The sequence below is a fragment of the Streptomyces ardesiacus genome (assembly GCF_003112575.1).
In the GTDB taxonomy this organism is placed as follows: domain Bacteria; phylum Actinomycetota; class Actinomycetes; order Streptomycetales; family Streptomycetaceae; genus Streptomyces; species Streptomyces ardesiacus.
The window spans coordinates 438,906-453,516 of the sequence record NZ_BEWC01000002.1; the positions used below are offsets into that span (position 1 = coordinate 438,906).

Below are 14,611 nucleotides of genomic sequence, written 5' to 3' on the forward strand. Positions count from 1 at the left end.
AGTTCGAGCAGTACGACCATGTGCTCAGCGGGAGGCATCACACATGACGCGCGAGTCCGAGTCCGGGCTGCCCATCGAACCGGTCTACGGGCCCGACGCCCTGACGGACTGGGACGCGGCCGAGAAGCTGGGCGAGCCCGGGGCCTATCCCTTCACCCGGGGTGTCTATCCGACGATGTACACGGGCCGGCCGTGGACGATGCGCCAGTACGCCGGTTTCGGCACGGCGACCGAGTCCAACGCCCGCTACAAGCAGCTCATCGCCAACGGCACCATGGGCCTGTCGGTCGCCTTCGACCTGCCCACCCAGATGGGCCACGACTCGGACGCGCCGATCGCGAGCGGCGAGGTCGGCAAGGTCGGCGTCGCCATCGACTCCATCGACGACATGCGCGTGCTGTTCGGCGGGATCCCGCTGGACAAGGTCTCCACGTCCATGACGATCAACGCCCCCGCCGCCCTGCTGCTCCTGCTCTACCAACTCGTCGCCGAGGAGCAGGGCGTGAGCGCCGACCGGCTCACCGGCACGATCCAGAACGACGTGCTGAAGGAGTACATCGCGCGCGGGACGTACATCTTCCCGCCCAAGCCCTCCCTCCGTCTGATCGCGGACATCTTCAAGTACTGCCGGGCCGAGATCCCGAAGTGGAACACCATCTCGATCTCCGGCTACCACATGGCCGAGGCGGGTGCCTCGCCCGCGCAGGAGATCGCGTTCACCCTCGCGGACGGCATCGAGTACGTGCGCACCGCGGTCGCGGCGGGCATGGACGTGGACGACTTCGCGCCGCGCCTGTCCTTCTTCTTCGTGGCGCGCACGACGATCCTGGAGGAGGTCGCCAAGTTCCGCGCGGCCCGCCGGATCTGGGCGCGGGTGATGAAGGAGGAGTTCGGCGCGAAGAACCCCAAGTCGCTGATGCTGCGCTTCCACACCCAGACCGCCGGCGTGCAGCTCACCGCCCAGCAGCCCGAGGTCAACCTGGTTCGCGTCGCCGTGCAGGGCCTGGGCGCGGTCCTCGGCGGGACGCAGTCCCTGCACACCAACTCCTTCGACGAGGCCATCGCGCTGCCGACCGACAAGTCGGCCCGCCTGGCCCTGCGCACCCAGCAGGTCCTCGCCTACGAGACGGACGTGACGGCGACCGTCGACCCCTTCGCGGGTTCCTACGTCGTGGAGAGGATGACCGACGACGTCGAGGCCGCGGCCCTGGAGCTGATGGGCAAGGTCGAGGACCTCGGCGGCGCGGTCAACGCCATCGAGCACGGCTTCCAGAAGAGCGAGATCGAGCGCTCCGCCTACCGCATCGCCCAGGAGACCGACTCCGGCGAGCGGGTCGTCGTCGGCGTCAACCGCTTCCAGCTCGACGAGGAGGAGCCCTACGAGCCCCTGCGCGTCGACCCGGCCATCGAGGCCCAGCAGGCCGAGCGCCTGGCCCGGCTTCGCGCGGAGCGCGACCGGGCGGCGGTGGACTCGGCACTGGCGGCCCTGAAGAAGGCCGCCGAGGGCGAGGACAACGTCCTGTACCCGATGAAGGACGCCCTGCGCGCCCGCGCGACGGTCGGCGAGGTGTGCAACGCGCTGCGGGAGGTGTGGGGGACGTACGTGCCCTCGGACGCGTTCTGACGGCTGCCGGGCCGGGCCGCCGCCGGTCCGGGTCTCAGGCGCCCTGCCCGAAGCGGTCCAGGTAGGAGCCGAGACCCTCCGGTGTGTCCCCGGCCCAGCCGACGTAGCCGTCCGGCCGTACGAGGAACAGCCCCGTGCCGTACGCCCCGTGCGGGCCGCCGCGCACCACCCGTACCGCCGGCCCCACGGCGGCGTCGGGCGCGTCGGCGCCGAGGGCCAGCAGCGTCCAGTGCGGTCCCCGGAAGGCGTCGAAGAGCCGTACGCCGTTCACCCGGCCGTCGGGGGCGCGGTCCCCGGCCCGTATCGCGTCCTCGGCGACGGCGTCCCGCGTCTCCCGCGTCAGCGACGAGTCCCGGTAGCCGATCCCGAGCTGCCGGGTCGCCCCGCCGCGCCGCACCTCGCCGCGGTGGACGGCGGTCGACAGGTCGAGCATCTGCGCGGCGACCGGGCGCCGTTCCTCCTCGTAGCTGTCCAGGAGTGCGGCCGGGGCGTCGCCCCTGAGCACCGCGTCGAGCTTCCAGCCCAGGTTGTAGGCGTCCTGGACGCTGGTGTTGAGTCCCTGGCCGCCCGCGGGGGAGTGCACGTGCGCCGCGTCCCCGGCGAGGAAGACCCGGCCCGCCCGGAACCGGTCGGCCAGCGCCGCCCGGGGCCGGAAGTCGGAGGTCCAGCGGACCTCGGTCACGTCCTCGGCGGCGAGGTGCGAGCGCTCGGCGACGACCTTGCGGACGCCGTCCGGCGAGGTGTCCACCTCCGCGCCCTCCGGGAACCGCGCCATCACCTGGAAGTCCTCCGTGCCGGCCAGCGGGCAGACGGCGAGGAGGCCGACCCCCTCGCGCGGCGGGAAGACGTGCCAGTTGTCCCGGTCCAGGCCGCTGATCCGGACGTCCGCCACCAGCGTCGGGCTCGGGTCGACGGTCTCGCCGGTCATGCCGATGCCGAGCGCGCGCCGCACCGCCGAGCGGCCGCCGTCCGCCGCGACCAGGTAGCGGGCGCGCAGGGACCCGCCCGAGGAGAGGTGCGCGGTGACGCCCTTCGCGTCCTGTGCGACCCCGGCGACCTCGTGGTGGAAGGCGACCCGGCCGCCCAGTTCCGCGAGCCGCGCGGCCAGGATCTCCTGCGTGCGCCACTGCGGCACCATCCACGCCCGGTTGTACGGCGAGTCCTCGCTCGGCTCGGCCGGCTCGAACATGTGGTGCTCACCGACCCGCTCGCCGTCCCGCCAGATCATGCCGACCGGGTAGGGGGCGCCCACCGCGTGGATCGCGTCGACGACGCCGAGGTCGTCGAGCACCTCCATCGTGCGGGGCTGGAAGCCCTTGCCCCGAGAGCCCGGGAACAGCGCGCCGGCGCCCTCCAGCACCAGCGCGTCCACCCCGCGCCGGGCGAGGTCGACGCCCAGGGCGAGACCGGTGGGGCCCGCGCCGACGATCAGTACATCCGTGTCCAAGGCATGCGTTTCCATGACTTTCACGGCAACTCTCCTTAACGTCGTTAAGTTCCGTACGGCTCCGAGGATGGACTTAACGCCGTTAAGCTGTCAAGCGTGAGTACGGAACGACGCGCCCCCCTCGACCGCCGACGGGTCGCGGACACGGCGCTGAAGCTGCTGAACGAGACCGGCCTGGACGGCCTGAGCCTGCGCACCATCGCCAGGGAGCTGGACGTCAAGGCGCCCGCCCTGTACTGGCACTTCAAGGACAAGCAGGCCCTGCTCGACGAGATGGCCACCGAGATGTACCGCCGGATGGTGGCCGGGACCCCGCTCGACCCGGCCGACACCTGGCGGGAGCGGCTGCTCAAGGCCAACCACGGCCTGCGCACGTGTCTGCTCGCCTACCGCGACGGCGCCAAGGTGTTCAGCGGCTCACGCTTCACCGGCGCGGTGCACGCCGAGTACATGGAGGGCACCCTGCGGCTGTTCACCGCCGCCGGGTTCACCCTCGCGCAGGCGGTGCGGGCGACCACGACGACGTACCAGTTCACGCTCGGCTTCGTCACCGAGGAGCAGGGCGTCGAGCCGCTGCCCGGCGAGCGCCGGGAGGGCTACGACATGGACGAACGCGCCCGCCTGCTGGCCGACTACCCGCTGGCGGCCGCGGCGGGCGCGGAGATCTTCACGGACTGGGACCGGCACTACGAGGAGTCGCTGGACCTGGTGATCGCGGGCATCGCGGCGGCCTACGGCCTCGACTGAGCCGCCCCCGCCGTGCCGCCCGTGCCGCCCGCCTTCGCCCGGCGCGCCGCCCGGCGGCGGCGCACGGCCCGTGTGACGAGGGGTGGCAGCAGGTCCAGGGCGAGCCGCCGGGTGCGCTCCCGGGGGACCGAAGCGCGCGCCGCGCGGACCGCGCGGGCCGCCGGACGGGCCTGTGCGGCCTGCCCCGGCACCGGCGCGGTGGTGTCCGGCCGGCCCGCACCCGGCGCCGGGACGGACGCGGCGGCGGGCGCCGGGTGCCGCGAGGACGGCAGGGAGGGCGGCCGCAGCCGCTTGCTCCGGGCGCGGGTGCGCACCAGCCGGTGACCGGCGGCGTGCTCCACCGTCACGGAGATGTCGTCGCGCCCGTGCAGCGCCGCGAGCAGCTCCTCCTGCGCGGGCTCCGGGTCGCCCCACGTGCCGTACAGCTTCTGGCTGCTCAGGCAGACCGGGCGCAGGCCGCGGTTGAGCACCGCCTCCCAGGCCGCGACGGCGACGCCCGGGGTGTGCTCGCTGCGGAAGTCGTCCAGGACGACGATGCCCTCGGGCACCAGCAGCTCCTTGGCCGCTCCGATGTCGCCCTCGACGTGCTCGTACAGGTGCGAGGCGTCGACGTGCACGAAGCGGCAGGTGCCCGGCGCGACCTCGTCGACGACCGCGGAACTGGGCGCCTGGACGATCGTCGGCAGGGTGTCGTGGAAGGAGAGGTAGTTCCGTTCGAAGGCCTGGCGAGTGAGGGAGGAGTACGACTTCGCCGCCTCCGCCCGGTTGGCCGCGTCCGGCGGCTCCGCACCGAACAGGTCGCAGACGGTGAGTCTCTCGCCGTCCCGCAGCCGGTGCCCGAGCAGGATCGCGCTCTTGCCCAGGTAGGCGCCCAGTTCCAGCAGGTCGCCGCGGGTGCCCAGCCGCTCCTGCCGCTCCAGGAACCAGGAGAACAGCACCTGGTCGAGCGGCCAGAACCAGCCGGGCACGTCGTTCAGCTCGCCGGGGTACTCGTGCGTCTCTTGCGCAGTGGCCATGAGGCGAGGATGCCCCCTGGGCGGCCGAAAGTAAGGGGGCACGCGCGATCCGACGGTCGGAAAATCGCACGAATCGCCCAACGTGTCCGCCCGGGCACGCCGCGCAGCCCGCTCAGGCCGCCCGCAGGAACGCCGAGCGGGCCGCCTTGCCCAGGAAGACGAACCGGGTCGTCGTGCCCTTCAGGCGGTCGTCCAGGGCGTCCTTGATGCCCGGCCAGCGGGGGTCGCCGTAGTCGTCAAGGACGACGATCCCGCCGGGCGCGGCGATCTCCTCGGCCCACTCCAGGTCCCGGGCGACGCCCTCGGCCGAGTGGTCGCCGTCCACGACGATCACGCCGTAGTCGCGGTCCGAGACGGCCGCCCGGGTCTCGGGGTCCTCGGAGAAGCCCTGCCGGATGCGCGCCGCCGCGCCCGCCGGACCGGCGAGGGCCAGGTTGGTGCGCACGGCGTGCTCGTCGACCGGCGCGCCCGTGGGGTCCGGACGCCGGTCGGTGCCGGGCTGGAGCTGCACGCCGGCGAACGGGTCGACGATGGTCAGGGCCGGGCTGCGGCCGTCGCGCTCCATCATCCGGACGAGCCCGGCGGAGAACATGCCGTAGAGGGTGCCGATCTCCAGGATCTCGTCGTTCGGCGGGTCCAGCAGGGGGATCGTGCCGAGCTTGCCGCAGATGTTCATGGTGCCGCCCGCGATCCGGCCGACGCCCAGCGACTCCAGCGCCACCAGCAGGCGGAAGGCGGCGGCGACGTTGCGCTCCGCCGCCTCGCGGTCGCCGCACAGGGCCTCGACCTCGGCGTACAGGTGCTCCAGTGAAGCCTCGCCCACCATGCGGGATATGCCGCGGCCGCCGGGGCCGAGCAGCAGCTCGATGGTGAGCTGCCGGTGCCTCAGTTCCTCGACGTCGCGGACCAGTCGGCCGGTGTCCGGGACGGGCGGTGCCGACGGGGCGCCGGTGCGGCGGACCGCCGAGCGGACCTGTCGCTCGATGCGCTGGTCGATGAGGTCGGCGACGGGGCGCAGCAGACGCCGGGACACCGGGCTGCGGAGCAGGGAGCGGCTGTTCATGGGGAGGGGGCCTCTTATCCGTCATGGGGACGCACGGCAGTGCGGGAGCACGTGGGAGGTGGCGCAGGGGCCAGCCTAGGAAAAAGGCCGCCGAATTGTGCCGGCCGGCCGTCGTGAAAGACGGAATTAACCTCTGCTTCATTTCTGCTGTGCATTCCCTCTCCCCCCGGTTCGGCGGCGATCGGCCGGAATTGACTGCTCCGGCGGGGCAGGCGCGCATTCGGCCATCAACCATTCGCCCGTTGTTCACCGGCGATTGCCCAACCAAGACGGAATGCCCCCGGTCTAATCGATTGGACCGGCGCACGGGGGATTCGCCTCCCCGCACGCGACGCATACTGCTTGGGGCCCGCCGAGAATGAAACGCTCAATCCTGCGCGGCACACCGCGACGGGCCGCCGCGCTGCTCGCCGCGGCCCTCACCGTCACCGCGTTCTGCGCGGCCGACGCCGTCGCCCGCAGCTATCCCTTCGGTCCGCGCACCCGCGCGGTCAACGACCTGGGCAACCAGTACGTGCCGTTCCACGCCCACCTGTGGGACCTGCTGCACGGCCGCTCCGACGGCGGCCTGCTCGTCAACTGGCAGTCCGGGTTCGGCTCCAGCTTCCTGCCCGACCTCGGGACCTATCTGAGCAGCCCGTTCGCCCTGCTCGTGGTCGTGTTCCCGAGGGACGAGATCGACCTGGCCGTCTACGTGATCACCGTCCTGAAGACCGCCTGCGCCGGTGCCGCCATGGCCTGGCTGCTGCTGCGGCTGCGTCCCGGCCGCTGGTGGGCGGCGGGACTGCTGGGTGCCGCGTACGCCCTGTGCGGCTGGTCGCTCGCCGACGCCTCGTACAACCCGATGTGGCTCGACGGCCTCGTCGCCCTGCCCCTGCTGTGCCTGGTCGGGGAGTGGGCGCTCGACGGACGGCGCCGGCTGCTCGGCGTGCTGGTCGTGGCGCTCGCCTGGATCGCCAACTTCTACACCGCCTACATGGCCACCCTCGGCGCCGGTCTCTTCCTGCTGCTCCGGCTGTGGCTCTCCGGCCTCCCGCGCCGCCGGGCCCTGGCGGCGGCCGGCCGGGCCACGGCCACCGTCGCCCTGGGCGTCGGCCTGGCCGCCCCGTTGGTCACGGTCGTCTACTTCGGCACGAAACACGCCTACCCGGGGCGGGTCACGCACTTCACGCCGGTCGCGACGCAGGACCTGCTGGCGCGGCTGCTGCCCACCACGTACGGGTTCGCCAGCCCCGCGCTCTTCGTCGGCACCACCGCGCTGCTGCTGGCCCTCGCCCTGCCCTTCCACCGGGCCGCCCCCGTGCGGGTGCGCGCCGGGTGGAGCCTGCTGGTGGCCGCCGTCGCGCTCTCGCTCCAGTGGACACCGACCCACCTCGCCTGGCACGCCTTCGCCACGCCCAACGGCAGCCCCTACCGCCAGACGTTCGTGCTCTGCGCGCTGCTCGTCGTCGCGGCCTGGCACACCCTGTCCTACGGCGTCCCCGCCCCGCGCGCCCTGGCCGCGGCCACCGCGCTGCTCGCCCTGGTCGCCGCCGTCGCGAGCCGGAGCGGCCTGGTGCACGCCTACGCCTGGCCCGTCCTGCTGCTGTCCACCGCGGGAGCACTCACCGGCCTCCTTCTGCTGCGCCGTGCGGAAGCGGCGGAAGCGGCGGAGGCCGCGGGAGCCGGGGGAGTCACGGTCCCCGAAGCCGGGGACGGCCGCGGGGCGGAGGCGGGCGACACGACCGGCGACACGACCGGCGACACGGGCGCGGCCCGCCGCCCGGGGCTCGCGGGGCTCGCCGTGCGCGTGCGCCGTGCGGAGGCCGTCCGGTCCGGTGCCGCCGCCACGGCTTCCGGCGGGGGGAGCGGCCGCGCCGCCGGGAGTTCCGCCGACGTCGACGACGGCCGCGAAGCCGACCACGGCCGCGAAACCGGGGACGGACCCGGCGACGGACGTGGTCGAGGCGTCGGGGCGGACCCCGCACCCGCCGGGGAGGATCCCGCCCCCGCCGGGGAGGACCCCGCCACCGCCGGCAGGGGCGAGCCCCGGGCCGGACGGGCGGGGGCGCGTCGGCGGGTCGGACTGGCCGGGCTCGCCGTCGTCGTCCTGGTCGGCGCGCAGCTCGGCGAGGCCGCCGCCACCTCCGCCGTGGCCACCCGGCTGCGGCTCAACCACCTGGACGACTACGCGTCCTGGGGGGACCGGCAGCGCGAGCAGGCGAAGGCCGTGTCCGAGGCCGACGGCTGGCCCGCCCACCGCACCGACCCGGGTCGGGAGCAGACCGTGGGCAACGACCCCATGGTGGTGGGCGGCCAGGGCGCCCAGTACTACAGCAGCCTCACCGCCGACGTCCTCAGCCGTACCCTCACGGCCCTCGGCGGCGGCTGGACCTCGCGCGGCCGCAACGTACAGAGCCTGGACAACGCCGTCACCGACGCGGTCTTCTCCGTGGGCGCCCGGGTCCACTCCCCGCCCGACCAGCACCAGCGGTGGAACCCCCGCGACCGCGGCCCCGTGACCGTGTCCCGGCAGGACGTACCGCCCCTGGTCACCGTCCGGCCGGCCACCGCGCCCGACGCCCGCACCGGCGTCTCCGCCTTCGGCCCGTCGCCCTACCGCAACCAGGAACTGCTGCTGGGCAGCCGCGTCTACACCGTGCCCGCGCTGACCGTCCGCACCGGCGACGGCGCGCGCCCCGCACGGGCGCCCGGCGACCGGCCCGGCACCCTGGTCGAGGCCCCCCGCGCGAAAGCGGCCGCACACCGGCCCACGATCGACGCCCAGTGCCCGGCCCGCAGCGAGGTCTACCTCTGGGCGCCGCACTACTCGGGCACCGCCCGCCTCACCGACTCCCCGGCCAAGCCGCTGACCGGCCGGTTCACCTCCGACGCCGCCAAGATCGCCGCGATGCAGCGGCTCGGCACCGCCCCGGTCTCCGGCCACGTGCGGATCGAGCTGGCGCCGACCCGCACCGGCACCGTCCCGGACGGCGCGGTCGGCTGCCTGGACACCGCGCGGCTGCGCACCGCCGTGCGGGGGCTGAAGGCCACCGGCGCCGAGGAGGTGACCGTCTCCGACGGCACCGTCCGGGCCCGGCTCCCGGCCGGCAGCACGGGCACCGCCGTGATCGCCGCCCCCCGCATCGCCGGCTGGCGGTGCGCGGCGGACGGTGCCGCGGCCGAGCCCGCCCGGACCCACTTCGGGCTGATCGCCGTCCCCCTGGACGGCTCCGCGACCAGCGTCACCTGCACCTTCCACCCGCCCGGCCTGCGGCTGGGCGCGGCCGTCGGAGGGGCCTCCCTCCTGACCCTCGTCCTGCTCGGCACCCTCACCGCGGTCCGCCGCCGGCGGACCGCACGGCACCCCGCGCTCCACCCCGCCACCCGCCCGCGCGAGCGCATCACCAGCGCCCTCTGACCGCGCCCCGGAGACCACCATGCTCATATCGATCGTCGCCCCCTGCTACAACGAGGAAGACGTCGTCGAACGCTTCCACGCCGCCGTGCAGAAGGTCGCCGACGACCTGCTGCCGCTCGGCCACGACATGGAGTTCGTCTACGTCGACGACGGCAGCCGCGACCGTACGCTCCCCCTCCTGGAACAGCTCGCCGCGCGCGACCCGCGCGTCCGCTACGTCTCCTTCAGCCGCAACTTCGGCAAGGAGGCCGCCCTCCTCGCCGGCCTGCGCCACGCCTCCGGCGACTCGGTGGTGGTCATGGACGCCGACCTCCAGCACCCGCCGGAGCTGATCCCCCGCATGGTCGAGCTGCGCGACCAGGGCCACGACCAGGTCCTCGCCCGGCGCAGCCGCAGCGGCGACCGCTTCACCCGCACCCTCACCGCCCGCCTGTACTACCGGCTGGTCAACCGGCTCGTCGACGTCGAACTCGTCGACGGCGTGGGCGACTTCCGGCTGCTGTCGCGGCGCGTGGTGGACGCGGTGCTGGCCCTGACCGAGTACAACCGCTTCTCCAAGGGCCTGTTCGCGTGGGTGGGGTTCCCCAGCACCACCTTCGAGTACGAGAACGCCGTACGCGAGCACGGCCGCAGCTCCTGGACCCTGAAGTCCCTGCTCAACTACGGCCTCGACGGGCTGCTGTCGTTCAACAACCGGCCGCTGCGCGCCGCCCTCCACCTCGGCATGACCCTGCTGACCTGCGCCGGGCTCTACACGGCGTGGATCGTGGGCGCCGCCCTCGTCAACGGCGTGGAGACACCCGGGTACGTCACCATCGTCACCGTCGTCACCGCGCTCGCGGGGGTGCAGATGGTGATGCTGGGCGTCGTCGGGGAGTACACGGGCCGCATCTACTACGAGGTCAAGGGGCGCCCGCACTTCCTGGTGAAGGCGACCAACGTGGAACGGACGAAGGACCTCGTCCGCTGATGCGCACCGCACCGGCCCCTTCGGCCACGACCCGGCCGACGGCGAGGCAGATCACGGTCTTCGCCGTGGTCGGCGTCGTCAACACCGGCACGTACTACGGCCTCTACCTGCTGTTCCTGCTGCGCCTGCCGTATCTCCTCGCGCACGTTCTCGCGTTCCTGCTCAGCATGGTCGGGTCCTTCTTCCTGAACGCGCGCTTCACCTACCGGACCCGGCCGACCTGGCGGAAGTTCCTGCTGTTCCCGCTGACGAACGCCGCCAACTTCGCGATCACCACGGCCGGCGTGTACCTGATCGTCGACGTGCTGCGGGCGGGCAGCCGGTTCGCCCCGCTGCTCGCCTCCGCGGCGGCGATCCCCGTGACGTTCGTGGTCTCCCGCTGGATCATGCTGCCGCGGGCGGGGGACCAGTCCGCCCCCGGGGGACGGCGGGGCGGAGGCCCGCCCGGCCGCTCCCCGGCGGACACCGGGGACCACCTCACCGTGTGATCGAGCGCCGGATGGCCCGCGCCCGCCGCACCACCCTGCGTGCCGCGGCGTTGCGCGGGAGGAAGGCCAGCCGCTCGGGCACCCCGCCGGGCAGGCCCAGCGCCGTCAGCCGGCGCTTCTTGAAGTACCGGCGGGTGCGGGCGTCGAGATGGCTCCGCAGATACTCCTCGGCCGCCGGGCGCAGCTCCGGCAGGATCCTCGGCTGCATGGCGAACCCGACGGCGCGCACCAGCGCGTTGAGGGCCTCGGTGTCCAGGCCCGGCCGCCCCTCGGCGACGGCGTCCGGGTCGGACGGTCCCGGCAGCAGCGCGTCGACGACGGTGACGGGCACGCGGTTGCTGTTCTCGTACGGCGTCAGGCGGTCCAGCAGGGTCTCCGTGCCGACCCGGGCGACCGGCAGCCCGTACAGCGCGGACGCGGTCAGCAGGGCCGTGGAGAAGCAGCCGACGACCAGCGCCGGGCGCATCCGCCGGTACAGCACCTCCGCCAGGACCGGCGTGTCCAGCACGGTGAGTTCGACGCCGAGCCGCTCCGCCTCCTGCTCCAGGGTGCGGGCGAAACGGGCCGGGGCCGAGGGGTGCGGCTTGAACACCACCCGGGAGTGACCGAGCCCGACGGCGCCCGCCAGCATCTGCACGTGCAGGTCCTCCTCCTCCTCGGCGGAGAGGATGCCCAGCGCCGACAGGTACTGGCCGAGCAGCAGCGCCGGCTCCTCGACCCCGGGGAGCGCGGCGTCGGTGTCCGCCAGTTCGGCCAGCACCTTCGTGAACGCCGGGGTCGGCACGAGCTGCGCCGGGACGTCGAACTCGGTCAGCAGCAGAGGCGTCAGGCCCGGGACCAGGTCGAGGTGGAGCAGGCGTTCCACCCGGGTGCCGACCAGCGGGTCGAGCTTGTTGCGGGTGGGGCCGTAACTCATCAGCCCGTCGGCGTACACCGTCAGCGGCGCGTCGGTGAAGATCTGCGCCACGCCGAGCGCGGGGTGCACCTGGATCGACTCGACGGCCAGGGCGACGTCGTCCTCGCCCAGGTCCCACAGCAGCCGCAGGTGCCGCTCCCACAGGGGCGCGTCGTCCACCCGCGGCGACCAGCCGCCGGGATGGAAGGGGAAGATCGCCTCGTTCCAGGACACGACGTCGTCGAAGCGCGACCGCAGCCGCTCGAACCCGGGCATCCGGTCCGGGGACGGCGTCGTCTCGGGCGTCGCCGCGTTGTTGGAGACCAGCAGGATCCGCCGGTCGGCCGGGGCGAAGCAGCCCGCGTCCAGGGCCGCGGCGAGCGTGGCCGTGCCGTACAGCGTCGACGCCAGGAAGATCTGCGTGCTCACGCCGCCACCTCCGCACCCTGCACCCCGCGGCGGCGCAGCCGGCGCAGCAGCGTGGCCCGCTCGGTGTCCATCGAGGCGAGCACCTCGTCGAGCGCGTCCTGCGGCATCCGGCGCAGGGCGGCGGCGCTCATCGCCTTCAGTTTGCGGGCCACGGCAGGCTCGAACCTTTCGACGGAACCGAGATGGTGGGAGATGATCGCGCAGTACGTGCGCACGGCCTTCGGCAGCAGCCGCGCGGCGTCCGCGTCGGCGGCCGCCCCCGCGACGACCTCGTCGAAGGCGCGGATGAAGTCCAGTTGGCGGACGTCGCCGATCTGGGTGAGCGAGGACGCCACCCCGCGCCGGTAGAAGACGCCGAGCAGCCCCGTGACCGCGAACGACTCCGCCTCCCGGTGCAGCTTCCAGATCCAGGGCCGGTCCTCGGCCGTGCGCAGGCCGTCGGTGAAGTGCAGCAGCCCCCGCTCCACCAGCCGGCGGTGGTAGACGCCGGCCCACGCGTAGGCGTAGTCGACGGAGGTGGACCGGTGGGCGGGCAGGATCGCGTCGCGCGGGCGCAGCACGACGCCCCGGCGGCCGTGCGGCACCCGGTGCACGACGCGGGCCCGTGCCGTGCACTGGACGTGGTCGGTGCGCACGAAGTCGCAGCCCAGCCCCTCGATCGCGGCGACCAGCCGCGCGTAGTGGCCGGGGGCCAGCCAGTCGTCGCCGTCCAGGAACGTCAGGTACTCGCCGCGCGCCCGGTCGATGCCGGTGTTGCGGGCGGTGGCCAGACCGCCGTTCTTCTCGTGTCGGACCAGCACCGCCCCCGGCAGCTCGGACTCGGCCCGCGCGAGCAGGTCCGCGGTTCCGTCGGACGAGCAGTCGTCGACGAGAATGAATTCGAAGTCGTCCCGCGCGTTGGCGCGCAGACTCCGCAGGGTGTCGGGTGCGTATTGCCGCACGTTGTAGAACGGCACGATGACGGAGAGCTTTGGCACGTGAATGACGTTAGGTGCCGGTCCGGCACCGGGCTTTACCTCAACCTTGACATGCGGTGAACGAGGCGTGGCGAAGCGGTGAAGCGCGCGCTGTCCGGGACGCGGAACGGCTCGATTTCCCCTTCGGCGATGTGCTGTTCACCATCTGTTGGATTCCGGTTGGGCGGTTCCTAGAAAAGCCTTTTTAACGTCTACGGCGTGCCAGCAAGTGCAAAGAATTCCCTGCGGGTCGCCGTTCTGGCGGACTCCGACACCCGGTGGAAATGGGGCGCGCTCACCGCGAGCCGCCTCGGCCCCGGGGACACGGAGATCCACCTCGACGGCTACCTCCTGCGCGGCCGCGCCACCCCCACCGCCCGCCAGCTCCGGGAGGTCGGGGTCGACGCGGACTCGCTCCGCGAGGTGACCGCCGGCGAGTTCCTGCGCGCCATGGAGGGGGCCGGGGACGGGAAGCCGTACGACGTCCTGGTCCTCGCCCTGGTCGGCGGCGGCGTGCAGGCGATGCTGCACGGGCTCGGCCGCCTCTGGCGGGACCGCGCCGAGCGGCCCGTGGTCGTCACCGGCTACGTCGGCGTCGTCTACGAGAAGCTCGCCGACGGCCTGCTGCTGCGCCACGGCGCCGACCTCGTCCTCGCCAACTCCCGCCAGGACGCGGAGCGCTTCCGCGCGGTGTACGAAGGGGTCGGCGCCGACGCCTCGGCGGTGACGGAGGTCGCGCTGCCGTTCCTCGGCGGAGCCGCCCGCACCGGTGAGCACGACCCGTACACGGTCGTCTTCGCCGCCCAGCCCTCCGTCCCGGACAGCCGCAAGGACCGCGCCTACCTCCTCGAGAGGCTGATCCGGCACGCCCGCCTCCACCCCGAGCGGGAGGTGCTGCTCAAGCTGCGCTCCCGGCCCGGCGAACACACCACGCACATCGAGGAGCTGCCCTACCAGAAGCTGGTGCAGCGGGCCGACCCGCCGCCCAACTTCCGCCTGGTCTACGGCCACATGGGCGAGGTCCTCGACCGCACCGACCTGCTGGTCACCGTCAGCTCCACGGCGGCCCTGGAATCCCTGCACCGCCGCATCCCCACCGCCGTCCTGACCGACCTCGGGGTGCGCGAGGCGCTCGGCAACCACCACTTCGTGGGCTCCGGCTGCCTCGTCTCCTGGGACCGGCTCGACGCGGGCCACCGCCCGGAGCCCGACCCCGAGTGGGTCGCCCGGCAGGGCGTGGCGGCCGACGGCGGCTACGACACCGCCTTCGACGAGGCCCGCACGCGCATCGCCGCGCTCCTCGCCCGGCCCGGCGGACTGCCCCCGCTCGCCCCCTACTACACACCGGTCACCGCCCCCGGCTACCTGCCCGGCATCCTCGCCCGCCACCACCTCGCCCCGGACGGCAGCCCGCTGCCCGGCGCGCCCGCCGCCGACCGCGACCCCGGCCCGGTGCGGCAGATCGTGCGCCGCGCGGCGCGCGGCGCCTACCGGCACGGCGTCCAGCGGGTCGCCCCGGTGATCCGGCGGATGGGGGAGCTGTGACCGGCCCGAACCGTCTCCGAGGAGTACCGTC

11 protein-coding genes are annotated in these 14,611 nt (G+C 73.7%); 6 read left to right on the forward strand and 5 right to left on the reverse strand.

Going from position 1 to position 14,611, the window contains the following annotated elements:
* Nucleotides 1–43: 43 nt before the first annotated feature.
* Nucleotides 44–1,624 (forward strand): acyl-CoA mutase large subunit family protein, encoded by a 1,581-nt coding sequence (locus Sdi02f_RS09045; RefSeq protein ID WP_030400359.1) that lies wholly within the window; start codon nucleotides 44–46, stop codon nucleotides 1,622–1,624.
* 34 nt (nucleotides 1,625–1,658) lie between these two features.
* Here the strand turns inward: Sdi02f_RS09045 and Sdi02f_RS09050 are convergent, their stop codons facing one another.
* Complete coding sequence (locus Sdi02f_RS09050; RefSeq protein ID WP_031185329.1) at nucleotides 1,659–3,071, reverse strand: FAD-dependent oxidoreductase; 1,413 nt, start codon at nucleotides 3,069–3,071, stop codon at nucleotides 1,659–1,661.
* A 96-nt stretch (nucleotides 3,072–3,167) separates the two neighbouring features.
* On the opposite strand from Sdi02f_RS09050, the gene Sdi02f_RS09055 reads away from it, so the two are divergent.
* Nucleotides 3,168–3,818, forward strand: coding sequence for a TetR/AcrR family transcriptional regulator (locus Sdi02f_RS09055; RefSeq protein ID WP_030400361.1), 651 nt, complete (start codon nucleotides 3,168–3,170; stop codon nucleotides 3,816–3,818).
* Here Sdi02f_RS09055 and Sdi02f_RS09060 read toward each other — a convergent pair.
* Complete coding sequence (locus tag Sdi02f_RS09060) at nucleotides 3,803–4,834, reverse strand: class I SAM-dependent methyltransferase (protein WP_108933059.1); 1,032 nt, start codon at nucleotides 4,832–4,834, stop codon at nucleotides 3,803–3,805. The two genes, Sdi02f_RS09055 and Sdi02f_RS09060, sit on opposite strands and share 16 nt — an antisense overlap.
* A gap of 112 nt (nucleotides 4,835–4,946) precedes the next feature.
* The gene (locus Sdi02f_RS09065; protein ID WP_031086891.1) at nucleotides 4,947–5,897 is read right to left on the reverse strand and encodes a class I SAM-dependent methyltransferase; all 951 of its coding nucleotides are present in this window, start codon (nucleotides 5,895–5,897) and stop codon (nucleotides 4,947–4,949) included.
* 358 nt (nucleotides 5,898–6,255) lie between these two features.
* Between Sdi02f_RS09065 and Sdi02f_RS09070 the strand changes: the two genes are divergently transcribed.
* From Sdi02f_RS09070 to Sdi02f_RS09080, 3 genes are read left to right on the forward strand one after another with little or no spacing between them, the layout of a single operon-like run.
* The gene (locus tag Sdi02f_RS09070) at nucleotides 6,256–9,297 is read left to right on the forward strand and encodes a YfhO family protein (RefSeq protein WP_108933060.1); all 3,042 of its coding nucleotides are present in this window, start codon (nucleotides 6,256–6,258) and stop codon (nucleotides 9,295–9,297) included.
* A 19-nt stretch (nucleotides 9,298–9,316) separates the two neighbouring features.
* A complete protein-coding gene (locus Sdi02f_RS09075) occupies nucleotides 9,317–10,267 on the forward strand; it encodes a glycosyltransferase family 2 protein (RefSeq protein WP_031185332.1) in 951 nt (316 codons plus the stop codon).
* On the forward strand, nucleotides 10,267–10,755 hold the full coding sequence (locus Sdi02f_RS09080) for a GtrA family protein (protein WP_078869314.1): 489 nt from the start codon (nucleotides 10,267–10,269) through the stop codon (nucleotides 10,753–10,755). The genes Sdi02f_RS09075 and Sdi02f_RS09080 overlap by 1 nt, the downstream gene beginning before the upstream one ends.
* Here the strand turns inward: Sdi02f_RS09080 and Sdi02f_RS09085 are convergent.
* Together Sdi02f_RS09085 and Sdi02f_RS09090 are read right to left on the reverse strand one after the other, a co-directional pair.
* Nucleotides 10,745–12,079 carry a polysialyltransferase family glycosyltransferase gene (locus tag Sdi02f_RS09085; RefSeq protein ID WP_030400366.1) on the reverse strand — a complete coding sequence of 445 codons (1,335 nt, stop codon included), beginning with the start codon at nucleotides 12,077–12,079 and terminating at the stop codon, nucleotides 10,745–10,747. The two genes, Sdi02f_RS09080 and Sdi02f_RS09085, sit on opposite strands and share 11 nt — an antisense overlap.
* Nucleotides 12,076–13,056, reverse strand: coding sequence for a glycosyltransferase family 2 protein (locus tag Sdi02f_RS09090; protein ID WP_031185333.1), 981 nt, complete (start codon nucleotides 13,054–13,056; stop codon nucleotides 12,076–12,078). The genes Sdi02f_RS09085 and Sdi02f_RS09090 overlap by 4 nt, the downstream gene beginning before the upstream one ends.
* Nucleotides 13,057–13,254: 198 nt before the next feature.
* On the opposite strand from Sdi02f_RS09090, the gene Sdi02f_RS09095 reads away from it, so the two are divergent.
* On the forward strand, nucleotides 13,255–14,580 hold the full coding sequence (locus Sdi02f_RS09095; RefSeq protein WP_030400368.1) for a DUF6716 putative glycosyltransferase: 1,326 nt from the start codon (nucleotides 13,255–13,257) through the stop codon (nucleotides 14,578–14,580).
* The last annotated feature ends 31 nt before the right edge of the window (nucleotides 14,581–14,611 follow it).